This window comes from Isoptericola sp. NPDC056605 (assembly GCF_042792795.1).
Taxonomy (GTDB): domain Bacteria; phylum Actinomycetota; class Actinomycetes; order Actinomycetales; family Cellulomonadaceae; genus Isoptericola.
The window spans coordinates 21,605-39,105 of the sequence record NZ_JBHTVT010000001.1; the positions used below are offsets into that span (position 1 = coordinate 21,605).

Consider the following 17,501-nt stretch of genomic DNA (forward strand, 5'->3'; position numbering starts at 1 on the left):
CGGCGTCCCGCGGCGACCACGCGGCCCCCGCGACCGGGCGGTGCATAGGCTGGCCCGCGTGATCCGCCCCGCCCGCGCGCTCGTCGCGTCGACGTTCGCCCTGCTCGCCGCCCTCCTGCTCGGAGCGCCGGCGGCGTCCGCGGCCCCGGCGCCGGCGGACGCCGAGCCGCCGGAGACCCCCCTGGTGCTCGCCGGCGTGTCGGGCCTGCAGTGGTCGGACGTCGACGCGGTGCGCACCCCGCACCTGTGGCGCCTCATCGGGGGCGGTTCGGTCGCGTCGATCGCGGTGCGCACCCTCACCCCCACCTGCCCGGTCGAGGGGTGGCTGACCCTGTCCGCGGGCAGCAAGGCCGTCGCGCAGCCCACCCTCGTCGAGGGTGCGGACGCCGACGAGGAGGAGTCGGGGCGGGCCCCCGACGACGGCGCCCCCGCGCTCGGCTGCACCACCGTGCCCGTGCCCCGCACGACGGCGGGCGGCACCGCGAGCGGCACCGCGGACGGCACGGAGCGCACGCACGTGCCGGGGTGGACGGAGCTCGCCGCGAGCGACCCCCTGACGCCGAACGCCGCCGAACCGGGCGCGCTCGGCGAGGTCACCGACGTCGCGCGGGCCTGCGCGACCGCCGTCGGCCCGGGCGCCGCCGTCGCGCTCGCCGACGCCTCCGGCGACGTGGCGCGCTACCTCCCCGACGCGGGGCGGCTCACGGCCGCGCAGGTGGCCGAGTGCCCGGCCACCGTCGTCGACCTGGGCGTGCTGCCCGACGCCGCGAACGAGCGCACGGCCGCCGTCGAGGAGCTCGACGCCCAGGTGGGCCGGCTCGCCGGCCTGCTGCCCGCCGGGGGGCGTCTCGTGGTGGCGGGGATCTCCGACACGCCGCTCGGCCCTGCCGACCTCCAGGTGGTCGTGGACTGGACGTCGCCCGGCGGCAGCGCGACGTGGCTCACCTCGACGTCGTCCCGCTGGGCGGGGGTGGTGGTGCTGGCGGACCTGTCCGCGACCCTCGCCGACACCGTGACCGGGGGCGCCCTGTCCGGGACCGCGCCCGAGGACGACGCCGCGACGGACGACGAGACCTCGACCGGCGAGGGGACCGACGAGGCCGACGACACGCTCACCCCGGCCCTCGCGCCGTTCACCGGGTCCCCGCTGGAGCGGGGCGACGACCGCCGCATCTCCGTCTCCCGCACGGTGGAGAACCGGCAGTACCTCAGCGTGCTCACGGACACCGTGCCGCGCCTGTCCCCGCTGGTGCTGGGGCTCGTGGGCCTGGCCGACGTCGTGGTGGTGGGCGCCCTGCTGCTCGCCGGCCGCCGCGGCGCCCGCCTCGACGGGCCCGACGCCGCCCGGCCGACCCGGCCGCGGTACGGCCGACGCGTGGGCCTCGCCGTGCTCGTCGTGGCGTCGAGCCTGCCCGTCGCGGCGTCGCTGGCGACCCTGTCACGCTGGTGGGCGGCGCCGTCACCGGTGACGACGCTGGTGCTGGCGCTCACCGTCGCGGCCCTGGTCGCCGCGCTGGTCGCGTGGTTCGCGCGCCGCCTGCTGCCGCCATCGCCGTGGCGCCTCGCGACCAGCCTCGCCGGCGTGACCTGGCTGGTCGTCACGGTGGACGGGCTCACCGGCACGACGCTGCAGCAGGGCTCGCTGCTGGGCCCCGCGCCGTCGCTCGGGGCGCGGTTCTACGGCTTCTCCAACACCGTCTTCGCGGTCTACGCGGTGGTCGGCCTGGTGCTCGCCGCGGGGCTCGCGGCGGCCGTGCGCGCCCGCGGCGGCAGCCCCGCGCGGGCCGGGTGGACGGTGGCCGCCGTGGGCGTGGTGACCGTGCTGGTCGACGGCCTGCCGCCGTTCGGCGCGGACTTCGGCGGCATCCTGGCCCTCGTCCCGGGCTTCGCCGTGCTGGCGCTCGGCGTCGCCGGGGTGCGGATCACGTGGCGGCGCGTGCTCCTCGTCGCCGCGGGGACCGTGCTCCTGGTCGCCGTCGTGTCCGTCGTGGACTGGTTGCTGCCCGGACCGGGCAGCCACCTCGGCGGCTTCGTCGAGTCCGTCGTCGAGGGCAAGGCCCTCGGCGTCGTGGCCGGCAAGGCCGCCGGCGCCTGGGCCACGGTCGCCAACCCCGCCGGCGCGGCCGCGCTGCTCGTGTGCGTCGCCGCCGCGTGGGCCGTGCTCGCCCCGGGACGCGCGCGCCTGGACGGCCTCGCCCGCGCGTACCGGCAGGACCCGGTGCTGTGGCGGCTCGTCGTCGCGCTGGTCGTGACGGCCGCCGTCGGCACCCTGCTCAACGACTCCGGCGTCGCGGTGGCCGCCATCGTGCTCGCCCTCGCGCTGCCGGTGCTGCTCGCCGGGCGGCTCGCCCACGCCGACGACGCGAGCAGGGCAGCCGCGGCACCCCGGGACGACGCCGCGCGCGCCGCCGGGCCGGTGCTCTCCCGCGTGCCGGCCGTGCTCGTCGGGGCGTCGGCGGGGCTGCTCGTCGCGCTGCTCGTCGGCACCACGGCGCTGCCCGGCTCGGGGTCCGCGCGGGCGGGCGACGTCTCCGGCACGGGGACCCCCGTGGTCGACGACGCGCACCCCGTGGTCATCGTCGGGACGCAGGGCGTGCGCTGGGAGGACGTCAGCCCGTCCGCCACGCCGACGTTGTGGGAGCTGCTGCGCGACGGCGCCAGCGGTGCCGGCGTGACGCCCGCCGTCGGCGGCGCCTCGGCGACGTGCCCGGCCGCCGGGTGGCTCGGCCTGTCCTCCGGGCGCAGCCCCGTGACCGGCCAGACCACGGACGGCGCCTGGTCGTGCGCGCCGTGGGACGTCACGCCCGACGACGCGGGCGGCGGCACGGGAGACGACGGCGCCGCGACGGTCGACGGGTGGGACGACCTCGCCGCGCTCCAGTCGTCGTCCGAGTTCCGCCCGACCCTCGGCGTGCTCGGCGACGCCCTCGACGACGGCGGCGTCTGCGCGACCGCCGTCGCCCCCGGCGCGGCCCTCGCCCTCGCCGGCCGCGACGGGACGGTGGCCCGCTACCGCGACCTCGACGCGGCGCTCGCCGACCCGGCCGGGACCTTCTCCTGCCCCGTCACCCTGGTCGACGCCGGCAGCGCGCCGTACCACCCGGACCCCGACGTCTACACGGGCCTCGTCCCGCTGACCGACGACGCCACGGCTGACGGCCCCGCCCGCGACACCGCCCTGCGCGCCGTCGACGCGACCGTCGGCCGGGTGCTGGCGACGGTGCCCGCGGACGCGACCGTGCTGGTGATGGACGTCGGCAACCCGGCCCCCGGTCGCCCGTCCCTCGGCATCGGCGTGGCCGACGCGGACGCGGACGACGCGCCCGCCTACCTCACGTCGGGCGCCACGCACTGGCTGGGCGTCGTGCGGCTGCTCGACGTGCCGACCACGCTCGTCACGGCGTTCGGCCTGCCCGTGCCCGCCGACCTCAGCGGCTCGCCGATCGAGCTCGCCGCCGAGCGCCCCGGTGGCACCGGGGCCGCCGTGCGCGAGCTCGCCGGCCTCACCGAGCGCGACCACATGCTGCGGGTCACGACCGGCACGGTCACGACCACCCCGGCCTACGTGGGGCTCGCGGCGTTCGCCCTGGTCGTCCTGCTGCTGCCGCGCCTGCGCCGCACGTGGCCGCGGGCCGCGGGGAGGTCGGCGCGCGTGCTCGACGCCGTCCTGCTGGTGTGCGCCGCGGTGCCCGCCGCCGCGTTCCTCATGACCGCGTGGGGCTGGTGGCGCCTCGCCGAGCCCGCCACGTCCCTCTGGGTGACGCTCGGTCTGAGCACCGTCGTCGTGGCGCTCGTCGGCGCCCTCGCGCCCCGCCGGCCCGCGTGGGCGGGCGCGACGGTGATCGCCACGCTCACCTTCCTCGTCCTCACGATCGACGCGGTGCTCGGCACGCCCCTGCACCGCGGCAGCCCGCTGGGCTCCGCCCCGACCCTGGGCGGCCGCTACTACGGCTTCGGCAACCCCACGTACTCGATCTACGCGACGGCCGCCGTGGTCGCGGCCGCCGGGCTCGCCACGGCCGTGCGCCGCCGCTGGGGCAGGATCCCCGCCGGGGTGGTCGCCTCGGCGGTCGGCCTCGTGACCCTGGTCGTGAGCGTCTGGCCCACCCTCGGCGCCGACGTCGGCGGCGGACTCGTGCTGGTGCCCGTGTTCGTCGTCCTCGTGCTCGGCGTCGTCGAGGCCCGCGTCACGTGGAAGCGGCTGATCCTCGCCGGGCTCGCGGGCGTGGCGCTCGTCGCCGCGATCGGCGTCGTCGACTGGCTGCGGCCCCCGGCCGAACGCACGCACCTCGGCGCGTTCGTGCAGTCCGTGGTCGACGGCACCGCCCTCGAGACCATCGCCCGCAAGGCCGGCTACGCCCTGCGTTCGTTGGGCGGCGGCGTGCCCGCGTGGCTGGCGCTCGCCGTCCTCGTCGGCCTCGCCGCGGTGCTGTGGGGCGGGCCCCGCCTGCGGGCACGGTGGCTGCAGCGCACCGAGGACGGTTGGCCGCTGCTGCGGCCCGTGCTCGTCAGCCTGATCATCGCGGGCGTCGGCGGCGCCGTCGTCAACGACTACGGCATCCGCATGGTCTCGATCATGCTCGCCGCCGCCGTGCCGCTCGTCGGGTCGATCGTGCTGCGGTCGTGGATGACCGGCGACCCCGACGAGCCGCGTCAGCCGGCGTCGCCCGAGCGGGTGCCGGCGTCGTCCGAGGGACCCGCGCCGGCGGAGGTGTCGGCGTCGTCAGGGGCCTCTGCCGTGTCCGACGAGGGGGAGCGACCCGGCACGTAGACGGACGTCTCGGGCTCCGGGTGCTGCCGGCCCCGGACGACGAACAGCGCCACGCCCAGCGCGACGGCGACGAACGACGTCCAGATGTTCGCCGGGACGCCGAGCCACTCGTTGCTCGTGGGGTCGATGCGGAGCGCCTCGAGCCAGCTGCGACCGAGCCCGTACCAGACCAGGTACAGGGCGAACAGCCGGCCCCAGCGCAGCCCGTACCCGGGCTCGCCGACGGCGTCCGCCCGGACCTCGGCGCGCCGCCGCACCGCCCGCTCGACGAGGAGCAGGACGGCGACGCCCAGCAGGTTCCAGAGCATCTCGTAGAGGAACAGCGGGTGGAACAGGGTGTCGTCCGGGAACCCGGCCACCGGGTGGTCGATCTCGAGGCCCCAGGGCAGCGTCGTGGGCGCCCCGAACAGCTCCTGGTTCATGTAGTTGCCGAGCCGGCCGACCGCCTGGGCCGCGAGCATGCCGGGCGCGAGCGCGTCCGCGAACGACCAGAAGCGCAGGCCCGCCCGCCGGCACCCGATCCACACGCCGAGCGCACCGCCGAGGAGGGCGCCGTAGATGGCGATCCCGCCGTCCCAGATGCGCACCCACTCCCAGTAGCCCCACGGCCCGGTGCCGTCCGAGTAGTCGCCCAGATGGGTGAGCACGTGGTAGATCCGCGCGACGACGATGCCCAGCGGCACCGCCCACATCACGATGTCGAGGGTCACCTCCGGGCTCGCGCCGCGCGCGACCAGGCGCCGGTGCGTGATCCACGTGGCCAGCGCGATGCCGGCGAGCAGGCACAGCGCGTAGACGTGGACCGAGAACGGCCCGAGCTCGAGCACCGCCCACGCGGGGTCGGGGCTGGGGATCGAGGTGGGGAGTCCTCCGACAGCGGGCATCGCGGTCATCGAGGGCATGGGGGGCATGGCCCGAACCTACCGTGCGGGTGTCGTCCTCCGGGCCACCGCCGAGGTCAGTGGCCGGCGCCGAGCCGGCCCGCGAGGCGCTCGAGCCGCCGCGCGCTGTCGGCGTTCAGGCCGCGGAACTCCACCGTCGTGCCGTGCTCGGCGTACTTGTGCTGGACGGCGTCCAGCGCGGCGACGGTGGAGGCGTCCCACACGTGCGCTTCGGTCAGGTCGATCACGACGCGTCCCGGGTCGCGGGCGTAGTCGAACTGGTAGACGAGGTCGTTCGAGGAGGCGAAGAACAGCTCGCCGACGACGGCGTAGACGCGCTCGCCGGGGTCTCCGGCGGCCTCGCCGGCGGCCTCGTCGGCGTCGAGGCGCGTGACCGTGGTCAGGTGCGCGACGCGGCGCACGAACAGGACGGCCGCGACGACGACCCCGACGACGACGCCGTACGCCAGGTTGTGGGTGGCGACGGTGACGGCGACGGTGGCCAGCATGACCGCCGTCTCCGAGAGGGGCATGCGCCGCAGCGTCGAGGGCCGGACCGAGTGCCAGTCGAACGTGCCGACCGAGACCATGATCATCACGGCGACCAGCGCCGCCATCGGGATGATCGCGACGACGTCCCCCAGCCCGACCACGAGGACCAGGAGGAAGGCGCCGGCGAGGAACGTCGACAGGCGGGTGCGGGCGCCCGAGACCTTCACGTTGATCATGGTCTGGCCGATCATGGCGCAGCCGCCCATGCCGCCGAAGAGGCCGGTGACGACGTTCGCGACGCCCTGCCCCCACGACTCGCGGGTCTTGTTCGAGCGGGAGTCCGTGATGTCGTCGACGAGCTTGGCGGTCAACATCGACTCGATGAGCCCGACCAGCGCCATGGCGAGCGCGTAGGGGGCGATGATCCGCAGCGTGTCGAGGGTGGGCGGGACGTCGGGCAGGAACAGGGTGGGCAACGAGTCGGGCAGCGCGCCCTCGTCGCCCACGGTGGGGACGGCGAGGGAGGCGCCCACGGTGACGAGCGTGAGGAGCACGATCGCCACGAGCGGGGCGGGAACGACGCGGGTGAGGCGCGGGAACAGCACGATGAGCGCGATGCCCGCCGCGACGAGCGGGTAGACGGCCCACGGGACGCCGACCAGGTGCGGCACCTGCGAGGTGAGGATGAGGATCGCCAGCGCGTTGACGAAGCCGACCATCACGGAGCGCGGGATGAACCGCATGAGCCTCGCGACGCCCAGCAGGCCGAGCACCACCTGGAGGATCCCGCCCAGGATGACGGTCGCGACGAGGTGGTCGAGGCCGTGGTCGCGCACGACGGGCGCGACCACCAGCGCGACCGCTCCCGTGGCGGCCGAGATCATCGCCGGGCGGCCGCCGACGAACGAGATCGTCACCGCCATCGTGAACGCGGCGAACAGTCCGATCCGCGGGTCGACGCCGGCGATGATCGAGAACGCGATCGCCTCGGGGATCAGCGCGACGGCCACCACCAGGCCGGCCAGGACCTCCGTGCGCAGGCGGCGGGCCGAGGAGAACGCCGCGCGGAAGGAGCCCTCGGAGCCCGCCTCCGGCGGCCCGGCGACCGAGCGCGCCGAGCGTTCCGTCAGGGCGGCGGGGTGGTCGCGGGGCACGCGGTCTCCGTTCGATCGGGTGGGGACGCGCGTCGTCGCGACGTGGGGCGGGGGCGCCACGACGTGCGGGCTCGACGGCCGGGCGCGCGCAGACTCTACCCGGCCGCCCCTCGCGCGAACGGCTCGGCGCCCGCCGGTGGGACGGCGGGAGCGGCGGACGGCGGGGCACGCCGCCCGCCGGGCTGCGACGATGGTCGTCGCCCGTCCCCAGCCGACAGCCCGTGAAAGGCGACCGCCCCGCCGTGTACTCGCTCCTCCTGGCGATCATCTACGTCGCCTTCGTCAGCCTCGGGCTCCCGGACTCCCTCGTCGGGGCCGGCTGGCCCGTCATGCACCAGGACCTCGGCGTCCCCGTCGCGTTCGCGGGCATCATCACCATGATCATCGCCGGCGGGACGATCCTCTCCAGCCTGGCGTCCGAGCGGACGACGCGGCGGTTCGGCGCCGGCGTCGTCACCGCCGTCAGCGTCGGGCTGACCGCCGCCGCGCTCGTGGGCTTCTCCGTCTCGGGCTCGTTCTGGCTGCTGTGCCTGTGGGCCGTCCCGTACGGGCTCGGAGCGGGCGCGGTGGACGCCGCGCTCAACAACTTCGTGGCCCTGCACTACGCCGCGAGGCACATGAACTGGCTGCACAGCTTCTGGGGCCTCGGCGCCTCGATCAGCCCGTTCATCATGAGCTACGCCCTCACCTCGGGCCTGGGCTGGTCCAGCGCCTACCGCATCGTGGGTGTCACGCAGGCCGTGCTGACGGCCGTGCTGATCCTCAGCATCCCGCTGTGGAAGAAGGCCCGGCCCGCCCCCCAGGCCGACCACGCCGCCGACGCCGGGCCGTCGGGGAGCGGCGGCTCTCACGTCCCGCTCGCGCAGGCGCTACGGATCCCCGGGGTCGCCCTGGTCCTGGCCGCGTTCTTCGCCTACTGCGCGCTCGAGAGCACCGCGATCCTGTGGGCCTCGACGTACCTGGTCACCGACCGCGGCGTCGAGGACGCCACCGCGGCCGCGTTCGCCTCCCTCTTCCTCCTCGGCATCACCGCAGGGCGGTTCCTCGCCGGCTTCTTCGCCGACCGCGTCGGCGACAAGCAGCTGATCCGCGGCGGCTTCGCGGCGGTCGGCCTCGGGGTCCTGCTGATCGCCCTGCCCGTCGGCACGCCGGTCCCCGCCCTGGCCGGGCTCGTGGTGGCGGGGCTCGGGTGCGCGCCGATCTACCCCGCGATCATCCACTCCACGCCGGCCAACTTCGGCGCCCGCAGCTCCCAGGCGATCATCGGGATCCAGATGGCCGCGGCCTACACCGGCTCGACCCTCGCGCCGCCCGTCTTCGGCGTGCTCTCGACCTGGGCGGGAGCCTGGGTGTTCCCCCTGTTCCTCGCCGTGCTCGTGGCCCTCGGCCTGCTCATGTCCGAACGGCTCAACCGGCTCGTCGCCCGCCGGGACGCCGGCCCGGATCAGGGCGTGACGGCGGGAGCCGGCGCGCTCGGCGCCGCCGAGCGCAAGGGGTAGAGCCAGAAGCAGACGAAGGCGAGGGCCGCGAGGACCACGGGCACGCCGCCGATGAGCAGGCGGATGCCGGTGGCCACCTCGGGCACCTGCACGGCCACGCCCTCGACGTACCCGCTCGCGGCCAGCACGCCGGCCACGACGACCGCCTGCACCACGACGGACCCGCGCACCACGAAGCCGTTGGCACCGAAGTACATGCCCTCGCGGCGCAGCCCGGTGCGGCGCTCGTCGTCGTCGATCACCTGGCCGAGGGCCACCTCCAGCACCTGCATCAGGCCGGCGACGCCGAGACCCACGGCGAGCCCCGCCGCCGCCGCGCCGAGCACGGTCGTGGGCAGCAGGTACAGGCAGGTCGCGAGCCCGTAGACGGCGACGACGGCGAGCATCGTGGTGCGCGGCCCGAGCCGCCGCACCACCCACGACCAGCCCCAGATCGCGGGGATGGCGGCCACGAAGATCGGCGCCAGCAGCAGCGTCGCGTCGGCGTCCGTGCCGCCCACGGTGTACTTCACGTAGAACGGGATCCCGGCCAGCAGCACCGCCGTGGTGCTCTGCAGCAGCAGCGACCCGAGCACGTACGTGACGAACGCGCGGTTGGCGAACGTGTACCGCAGCTGGTCGCGCAGCCCGACGGCGGACTCCCGGGCCCGGACCGCGTCGTCGGCGTCGCGCTCCACCATCCCCAGCAGCGACCAGGCGAAGAACCCGGCGCACACCACGGCGAGCGCCACGCCCATCCCGGCCCAGCCGATCGCGTCGTACAGCAGCGGCGCGCCCGCCGTGCCGAGGATCATCCCGACCAGCGCGAAGAGCTGCCGGGGGCTGTTGCCCCGCGCCCGCTCCGCCGTCGTGCGGAAGATCTCCGGGAACAGCGCGGACACGTTGAGCACGACCGCCACGTACGCGACGTCGAACACCGCGACGACGAGCAGGAACCACACGACCAGCCCCGCCGGCGGCAGGGACGGCGGGGCCCACACCAGCGCGAACGACACGACGAGCGGCACGATGCCCAGCACGATCCACGGCACCCGCCGGCCCCAGCGCGTGCGGCGACGGTCGGAGGCCGCGCCCACCACCGGGTTGAGGACGGCGTTGAGGACGCCGTGCGCCACCATCGCGCCCGCGACCCAGCCGGCGGGCACGCCCAGGTGGTCGACGTAGAAGAAGACGACGAACGCGGAGAACGTCTGCAGCATGAGGTTCGCCGGGAAGGCCGACGCCCCGTAGGCCACGGCCTGCGCCCGGGTCGGCGCCCCCTCGAGGCGCCGGTCGCGCAGCCGGGCGAGCCCGCCCGTCCTGGCCTCGGTGCCGCTCACCGCTCGCCCCGCTGCACGGCACGCAGGTCGCGCCAGCCGATGCGGACCACGCCCTCCGCGGCGATCACGGCGGCCACGTCCGGGTCGCGCAGCAGCCGCTCCTCGTAGCCGCGCTTGGGTGCCGCGTAGTCGACGGCGTCGCGCAGCTCGTCGTCGTGCAGCATCGGGTGCAGGAAGATCTCCGTGACGCCCGGGTGCACGCCGCGCAGCAGGTCGAGGAAGCCCGCCTTCACGGCCTCGTACCCCTCCGCGTCGGAGGTGCCCTCCCCCGCCAGCTCGAACGGGTGCGTCCACAGCCGGTCGAGGATGACGACGCCCGCCGCGTCGGCAGCCGCGGTCGCGGTGTCGAGGATCGCCTGCGACCCCGGCGCGTCGGGGTCGGCGCCCATCGCCCCGAGGCCGTCCAGCGAGCGCGGCAGCCGGAACGGCAGGCCGCGCGTCGCCGCGAGCCCGAGGACCTGCGGCAGGAACGAGCGCCCGGTGGCCAGCCCGTAGACCGAGCCCATGTGGTTGTCCAGGTGGCTGACGTCGACCCCCGCGTCGAGGGCCGCGTCGAGCTGCGCCGCGAGCTCCGCCGCGACGTCCTCGTCGCGCGCCTGCCGCTCGACGACGTCGACCGCCGACGGGAAGTAGCCCGCGGCGTCCACCAGCGACGTGCCCGTGCCGGTGAGCGGGCGCCACCGGTAGCGGGTCCACTCGCTGGTGAGGACCAGGTGCACGCCCACGTCCAGCCCGGGGTCGGCCGCGGCCGCCGCGAGGGCGTCCGGCGCCCACGGGCACGGCACCATCACCGTCGCCGAGTCCAGGAACCCGTCGCCGAGCAGCGGCAGGATCGCGCGGTTGGCGGCGCGGCACATGCCCAGGTCGTCCGCGTTGAGGATGATCGCGCGGGCATCGGGGGCGAGCCCGAGCCGGGCGACGAGGTCGGACGGCGGCGCGTCGGCCGCGCTCACCGGGCGACCCCGTCGACGGCCGACGCCGCGGCCTCGGCCACGCGGGTGCGCAGCGCCTCGCCGGCTGCCCACGCGGCGCCCAGCACTGCGCCGTCCGCCCCGAGCGGCGAGGCGTCGACGTGCACGGGCAGGACGCTGATGCGGTCGCGGAGGTAGGTGGCGACCCGCTCGTGGATCGCGGGGCGCGCGGCCTGGTCGGCCAGGACGAAGGCCTCCGGGTCGAGCACGATCGCCAGCGACGCGACGATGACCGCGACCCGGCGCGCCAGCTCCGCGACGACCTCGTCGGCCACGCCGTCGCCGTGCTCCGCACGGTCGAGCAGCTCACGGACCGTGATGTCCTCCGGCAGGTCGTGGTCCTTCGCCAGCGCCGCGATCGCGGCGTCGCCCAGCACCTGCTCGCCGAGGGCGTGCCCCGGCTGCGGCAGGAAGGCCACCTCGCCCGCGATGCCCGCGGCGCCCCGGTGCACCCGGCCGTCGAGCACGATGCCCGCCCCGAAGCCCTCGCCGAACGAGACCGTCACGAACGACGAGCGCCCGCGCCCGGCGCCCCGGTGCTGCTCCGCCACGGCGGCCAGGTTCACGTCGTTGTCCAGCGTCACGGGGCAGCCCAGGGCGTCCACCAGGGCGTCGTGCAGGGCCGTGCCGCCCTTCTCGTACCCGGGCACGTGCAGCACCGTGGTCCAGTCGGCGCCCACCACGGCGGGGAACGCCACGACCGCGCGGCTCACCTCGACGCGGCGGCCCGGCTCGAGCCGCGCCTCGACGTCCTCCCGGCAGGAGTTCGCCAGCACCGCCGCAGCCCGCGCCCGTGCCACGGGGGTGCGTTGCACGTCCCGCCGCTCCGCCCGCGCCCGGACGGCGCCGGTCGCGTCCACCAGGGCCACCCGCACCCGGTCGCGGGCGACGTCCACCCCCAGCCCGAACGCGGCGTCCGGGTCCACCCGGAACCCGCCCTCGGTGTCGTCGGCGGCAGCCGCGCCGCTCGCCCGGAGCGCTGCGAGCGCGGCCGCGACGGTCGGGCGCGGCAGGCCCGTCGCCTCGGCCGCGGAGGCCTCGTCGGCGGGGCCGTGCGTCACCAGCGCGTCGAGCACCTCCAGGACGTCGGACCCGCGCAGCGGGCCGGGAGTTCCGGTGTCAGGGGTGGTGGGCATCTGGCCTCCGTCGGGGCGGGACGGGACGCATTCGTCCCGGCGCTGCGAGCCTAGCCACGCCCCGGCGACATTGTCGACGCGAGGTGTCGGCGCTGCTCAGGCACCAGATCGGCACCCGAGAGCCCTGGTCAGGACTGCGCGCTCTCGTGCGAGCGCCCGATGCCGCGCACCGCGTCCACCGCCCCGCGCACGCGGCGCGCGTTGACCGCGAGCACCACGTCCCGGTACTGCCCGGCCCGGTGCAGCTGGCCCTTGAGGTCGTTCGACGACGCGCGGTGCTTGAGGTCGCACGGCACCTCGACGGCCACGTACCCCTGCCGCAGGAGGTCGATCGTCATGCCCGTCTCGACGCCCCACCCGTGCGCCAGCGGCGTCGCCGCCTCGAACGCCTCGCGGGTGAGGCAGCGCATGCCGGACAGCGGCTGGCTGGGGCTCCACCCGGTGAGGTGCTGGATGGCGCGCCGCGCCGTGCCGACGACGATGCCGCGGCCGCCCGCCCCGGTCTGCTTCGGCAGCAGCGCGATCGCGAGGTCGGCCACGCCCTCGCGCACCGGGGCGACGAGGGGCGCCGTGTTGACGGCGGTGTCGCCGAGGTCCCCGTCCACGAACAGCAGGAGCCGCGGGGCGCGGCCGTCGGCGTCGCGCATCGCGACCACCGCCGCGCCGGTCTCCATCGCGGCCGCCTTGCCACGGTTGTGCGAGTGCCGGACGACGACGGCGCCCGCGTCGCGCGCGACGTGCTGCGTGTCGTCGGTCGAGCCGTCGTCGACCACGAGCACGAGGTCGACGTGCGGGATCGCGCGGGCCGAGCGCACCGTCGCCGCGATGCGCGCCGCCTCGTCCTTCGCGGGGATGATCACCGCGACGCGCTGCGGGTTGCGCCGCCCCTGCGCGGCCGGCGGCCGCGGGGTCTTGGCGACCGGCAGCGCGCCCACGCGCGTCGTCGCGACGCTGCCGTCTCCGCCGGCGACGGAGTTCCGCTCGCCGGCCTCGTCCTGGCTGGTGGACACCTCAGCGCCCGTGCGGGTCGCCCCGTGGTCCGTGTTCACGACTCCCTGCCTGTTGGGTTCTCGCCCGTGTCGGCCGGCGGTCCGCCGGCGTGCTGTGCGGTGCCCCCTTGGGGGAATCACCGGGGATCAGAAGAGCAATCTTTTCCTGAGAAACTGTACTCCCCCGGAACGCCCGACCTAGGGTCAAGAAAGGGTGTCGACCGGGACGGTCCGTGAAGATCGTGCGGAGCCCGCGACGATGCGGGGTACCGCCGGCGACCGAGGCCGCCGGGCGGCGCCGCGTCAGCGCAACGTCACCTGTCGGGAGACGATACCGGCCCGGGCCCGTCGCTCGTTCGCGTCCAGCGGCTCGGTGACCGCGAGCGCCTCCTCGAGCCTGCCCGCGAGCTCCGCCACCGGCTCCTCCAGCTCCGCCGCCTCGGTGCCGCGCGGCAGCTCCCAGACCGGCACCACGAGCCCGCAGGCGCGGAACATCCCGAGGAACTTGCCGCCCACGAGACCCGACTCGCGGCGCGCGTGCAGCCGCGCGATCGCGTCGACGACGGCGTCCTCGTCCTCCGTGCGCGCCCAGCGCAGGAACTCGCGCGACATCCGGCACCAGTACGCCGCGGGGACCGAGGCCAGCTTCACGGTGGGGATGGACGACTCCGCCGCCTCGTCGAGGGACTCGCGGATCTCGTCCGTCATCTGCGTGCCGGCGTCGATCCAGTAGTCGTAGCCGTCGTGCACGGTCACCTCGAACGGGACGTCGAGGTCGAGCACGTCCTGGAGGCGCGGGTCGTCGTCCGCCGGGGCCGACAGGTCCTCGGGCAGCACGCCCGAGCCGGGCTCGGCGGCGAGCGCCGCGAGGAGCGCGGCGGCCAGGTCGCGGCTGAGGTCGTCGGACGCGCCCAGGCCCTGCAGCGCGAGCAGCACCGTGCCGTCCTCGCGGTGCAGCGCGCACCAGCCGCCGGGCAGGACGGTCGTGACGGTGACGTCGCTCCCGCCGTGGTCGGCGGTCGTGCGCGCCGTGGCCGTGGCGGACGGCACGACCTCGCGCAGCGCGACCCAGTCGGCCTCCCCGGGAAGACCCTCGAACGGACGCAGGACAGGGGCGGTCGCAGAGCTCTTGGCCATGCCCGCGATCCTATCGGCCCGGCCACCCCCTCCGCCCTCGCCGGGCGTGGGTACGGTGACGGGATGGAGCCGTGGCGCCGCCTCGTGGCGGACTACCGGGCAGGCCTCGGCGACGGCGCCCCGCCCGGCGACGACGTCCCGCCGCTCGTCGGCGCGCGGGACGACTGGCTCGCCGCCACGCTGCCCGCCCTGGACCTGGCGCTGGGGTCGGTCGCGGCCCTCGCCTCGGCCGCCCGACGCGCGGGCGCGACGGGCCCGCTGGTGGAGCGGGGGCCGGCGCCGGCCCGGGTCGCGGCGTCGTTCGGTTCCGACCGCCTGCTGCGGCTCGACGGGCGACCCGTCCCGGGGTTCGCGCCGCTGTCCGGCTTCTTCCGCACCCGCGACGGCTGGGTGCGCACGCACGCCAACTACCCGCACCACCGGGCCCGGCTGCTGCACCTGCTCGGCATGCCCGACGGCACAGGCCGCGACGCCCTCGCGGCCCGGCTCGAGGACGCCTCCGCCGCGGCGCTGGAGGACGATGCCGCCGCCGCGGGCGCGATCGTCGTCCGCGTGCGTGCCGAGCCGGAGTGGCGCGCGTCCGCGCCCGGCCGGGCCGCGGGGCGAGGGCCCCTGGTGCGGACGGAGGCGCGCGACGACGGCGTCGCACGACCCGCCGTCCTCCCGGGCGGGGCCGCGCCGCTCGCGGGGGTGCGCGTGCTCGACCTCACCCGGGTCATCGCCGGCCCCGTCGCCACCCGGGCGCTGGCCGCGCTCGGTGCCGACGTGCTGCGCGTCGACCCGCCCGTGCCCGCCGAGATCCGCCACCAGCACCTCGACGTCGGGCAGGGCAAGCGCACCACCCTGCTCAACCTGCACGACCCCGGCGACCGCGAGCGCGCGCAGGCGCTGCTCGACGACGCCGACGTGCTCGTCACCGGCTACCGTCCCGGCGCGCTCGACCGGTTCGGGCTCGTGCCACCGCCCGGGGCCGTCGTCGCGCACGTGTCCGCCTGGGGCGACGCCGGGCCGTGGGCGCACCGGCGCGGCTTCGACTCGATCGTGCAGGCGGCGTCGGGCGTCGCGCTGTTCGAGTCCGCGGACGGCGTCGCTCCCGGCGCGCTGCCCGCGCAGGCGCTGGACCACGCGACGGGCTACCTGCTCGCCGCCGGCATCGTGGACGCGCTCGCCACCCGCGGCACCGACGGGCGCGGCCGCGACGTCGCGGCGGCGCTCGCACGCACCGCCGCGTGGCTGCTCGACGCCGACCCCCGGGCCCCCGGGTCCCCGCCGGCCGCCGAGCCCGGCCCGGAGTCGGTCGTGAGCCACGGCCGCCGCCCGCGCGTCACGACCGCCCGCCCCGCGCTGCCCGGCCACGACGACCACCCGGCGCCGGCGCGCCCGTGGGGCGCCGACCACGCCGCGTGGTCGACAGGACCCGCGCGCGGATGACCCTCGCCCGCGGCACGTGCGAGACGGCCGCGCCTCTGGTCTGATCGGACCAGCACCGGCCGACCGACACCGCAGGGCCGGGCACCCGCGAGAGGGGACGTCGATGGGCATCGTCACGCGGGGCTTCGGGGGCCGGCGCCCCGAGCCCGAGCACCAGGTCGCGCCGGGGCAGTTCGTCACGGACGACTTCCCCGTGCTGTCGGCGGGGCCGACCCCGAACGTGGACGAGTCCCGCTGGGAGCTCACCGTCCGCACCGAGACGGGCGAGGGCGTCTCGTGGACGTGGGAGCAGCTGATGGCGCTGCCGGCCGAGGACGTCGTGACCGACATCCACTGCGTCACGCACTGGACCAAGCTCGGCACCACCTGGCGCGGCGTCTCCCTGGACACCCTGCTGGCCGACGTCGAGACCAGCGCGGAGTTCGTCATGGCGCGCTCGTACGGCGGGTACACGACGAACGTGCCGCTCCAGGACCTGCTCGACGGGCAGGCATGGGTGGCGTTCGAGTTCGAGGGCGAGCCGCTGGAGCCGGTGCACGGCGGGCCGGCCCGGCTCCTGGTGCCGCACCTGTACTTCTGGAAGAGCGCCAAGTGGCTACGCGGCCTCGACCTCATGGACGACGACGACCTGGGCTTCTGGGAGCAGAACGGCTACCACGCCTACGGCGACCCCTGGCTCGAGCAGCGGTACGCGTGAGCTGGCACGTCGCGACGGTCGTCGGCGCACGACCGCTGACGCGCACGGCCCGCGCCCTGACCCTGTCGGTGCCGGGGTTCGTCGGCGCGCTGCCCGGCCAGCACGTCGACCTGCGGCTCACCGCCCCCGACGGCTACCAGGCCACCCGCGCCTACTCCCTCGCCGAGACGGGGCACGACGAGCGGGTCGACCTCGTGGTGGACGAGGTGCCCGACGGCGAGGTGTCGCCCTACCTCGTCCGCGACGCCCGGCCGGGAGACCAGCTCGAGGTGCGCGGCCCGCTCGGCGGGTACTTCGTGTGGCACGACGCCGACACCGCCCCGGTGCTGCTCGTGGCCGGCGGGTCCGGCGTCGTGCCGTTCCTCGCGATGCTGCGCGCCCGGCGCAGCACCGGGCGCCGGGCGCCGTTCCGCCTCGTGTGCTCGGTGCGCACGCCCGCCGACGCGATCGAGCGCGGGGAGGTCGACACCCCCGACCGGGGGTTCGACGTGCGCTGGGTCTTCACCCGCGAGGCCCCGCCGGGCTGGCCGGCGCCGCCGCGCCGGATCACGACCGACGACCTCGTCGCCCCGGGCTTCGGGCCCGCCGACGGCACCTCCGTGTTCGTCTGCGGCCCCACCGGCTTCGTGGAGGCGGCGGCCGGGCTGCTCACCGGCCTCGGGCACCCGCCCGACCGCGTCCGCACCGAGCGTTTCGGAGGTGCCTGATGTCGTCCCCCGAGCCGACCCTCCCCGGCGGGCCCGCCCTCGACGGGTCGGCCCTGGCCGGCGCGCTGAGCGAGGTCTACGCCTTCGAGACCACGCGCGCCGTCGTGCGCTGCGCGAGCTGCGGGCACACCGACGTCCTCGCCCGCACCACCGTGCACCTGTCCGCGATGGGCGGCGTCGTGCGCTGCGCGACCTGCGCCGCCGTCCTGCTCGTCGTCGTCGAACGCCCCGACGGGGTCCGCGTGTCGGCGTCCGGCGCGGCGTGGGTGCAGGGCCCCTCCCGCTGATCCCGGCCCTGCCGACGGGCGCCAGCAGGT

General features: G+C 76.5%; 13 protein-coding genes. 6 read left to right on the forward strand and 7 right to left on the reverse strand.

Annotation, left to right across the window (positions count from 1 at the left end):
• The first annotated feature begins 58 nt into the window (after positions 1 to 58).
• Complete coding sequence (locus tag ACFQ8Y_RS00105; RefSeq protein WP_430584205.1) at positions 59 to 4,771, forward strand: hypothetical protein; 4,713 nt, start codon at positions 59 to 61, stop codon at positions 4,769 to 4,771.
• On the opposite strand, the gene lgt is transcribed toward ACFQ8Y_RS00105, so the two are convergent.
• Together lgt and ACFQ8Y_RS00115 are read right to left on the reverse strand one after the other, a co-directional pair.
• The gene (gene lgt, locus ACFQ8Y_RS00110; protein WP_430552369.1) at positions 4,654 to 5,673 is read right to left on the reverse strand and encodes a prolipoprotein diacylglyceryl transferase; all 1,020 of its coding nucleotides are present in this window, start codon (positions 5,671 to 5,673) and stop codon (positions 4,654 to 4,656) included. The two genes, ACFQ8Y_RS00105 and lgt, sit on opposite strands and share 118 nt — an antisense overlap.
• 56 nt (positions 5,674 to 5,729) lie before the next feature.
• Positions 5,730 to 7,298, reverse strand: coding sequence for a SulP family inorganic anion transporter (locus tag ACFQ8Y_RS00115; protein WP_430584206.1), 1,569 nt, complete (start codon positions 7,296 to 7,298; stop codon positions 5,730 to 5,732).
• A gap of 242 nt (positions 7,299 to 7,540) precedes the next feature.
• On the opposite strand from ACFQ8Y_RS00115, the gene ACFQ8Y_RS00120 reads away from it, so the two are divergent.
• Positions 7,541 to 8,797: an MFS transporter gene (locus ACFQ8Y_RS00120; RefSeq protein ID WP_430584207.1), complete on the forward strand. Its 1,257-nt coding sequence runs from the start codon at positions 7,541 to 7,543 to the stop codon at positions 8,795 to 8,797.
• Here the strand turns inward: ACFQ8Y_RS00120 and ACFQ8Y_RS00125 are convergent.
• The 5 genes from ACFQ8Y_RS00125 to ACFQ8Y_RS00145 form a co-directional block, all read right to left on the reverse strand.
• Positions 8,743 to 10,116, reverse strand: coding sequence for an MFS transporter (locus ACFQ8Y_RS00125; RefSeq protein WP_430552322.1), 1,374 nt, complete (start codon positions 10,114 to 10,116; stop codon positions 8,743 to 8,745). The two genes, ACFQ8Y_RS00120 and ACFQ8Y_RS00125, sit on opposite strands and share 55 nt — an antisense overlap.
• Entirely contained in the window at positions 10,113 to 11,069 is a 957-nt protein-coding gene (locus ACFQ8Y_RS00130) for a ChbG/HpnK family deacetylase (RefSeq protein WP_430584208.1), read from the reverse strand. The genes ACFQ8Y_RS00125 and ACFQ8Y_RS00130 overlap by 4 nt, the downstream gene beginning before the upstream one ends.
• A complete protein-coding gene (locus tag ACFQ8Y_RS00135; protein WP_430584209.1) occupies positions 11,066 to 12,223 on the reverse strand; it encodes an ROK family protein in 1,158 nt (385 codons plus the stop codon). Before ACFQ8Y_RS00135 ends, ACFQ8Y_RS00130 begins: the two co-directional genes overlap by 4 nt.
• A 128-nt stretch (positions 12,224 to 12,351) precedes the next feature.
• Positions 12,352 to 13,272 carry a glycosyltransferase family 2 protein gene (locus ACFQ8Y_RS00140; protein ID WP_430552325.1) on the reverse strand — a complete coding sequence of 307 codons (921 nt, stop codon included), beginning with the start codon at positions 13,270 to 13,272 and terminating at the stop codon, positions 12,352 to 12,354.
• 243 nt (positions 13,273 to 13,515) lie between these two features.
• Positions 13,516 to 14,349, reverse strand: coding sequence for a DUF5926 family protein (locus ACFQ8Y_RS00145; RefSeq protein WP_430584210.1), 834 nt, complete (start codon positions 14,347 to 14,349; stop codon positions 13,516 to 13,518).
• 63 nt (positions 14,350 to 14,412) lie between these two features.
• On the opposite strand from ACFQ8Y_RS00145, the gene ACFQ8Y_RS00150 reads away from it, so the two are divergent.
• From ACFQ8Y_RS00150 to ACFQ8Y_RS00165, 4 genes are all read left to right on the forward strand, one after another.
• Entirely contained in the window at positions 14,413 to 15,780 is a 1,368-nt protein-coding gene (locus tag ACFQ8Y_RS00150; protein WP_430584211.1) for a CoA transferase, read from the forward strand.
• A gap of 103 nt (positions 15,781 to 15,883) precedes the next feature.
• On the forward strand, positions 15,884 to 16,477 hold the full coding sequence (locus ACFQ8Y_RS00155) for a molybdopterin-dependent oxidoreductase (protein ID WP_430584212.1): 594 nt from the start codon (positions 15,884 to 15,886) through the stop codon (positions 16,475 to 16,477).
• A complete protein-coding gene (locus tag ACFQ8Y_RS00160; RefSeq protein WP_430563264.1) occupies positions 16,474 to 17,184 on the forward strand; it encodes an FAD-binding oxidoreductase in 711 nt (236 codons plus the stop codon). The genes ACFQ8Y_RS00155 and ACFQ8Y_RS00160 overlap by 4 nt, the downstream gene beginning before the upstream one ends.
• Entirely contained in the window at positions 17,184 to 17,471 is a 288-nt protein-coding gene (locus ACFQ8Y_RS00165; RefSeq protein WP_430584213.1) for a DUF6510 family protein, read from the forward strand. Before ACFQ8Y_RS00160 ends, ACFQ8Y_RS00165 begins: the two co-directional genes overlap by 1 nt.
• Positions 17,472 to 17,501: the final 30 nt, after the last annotated feature.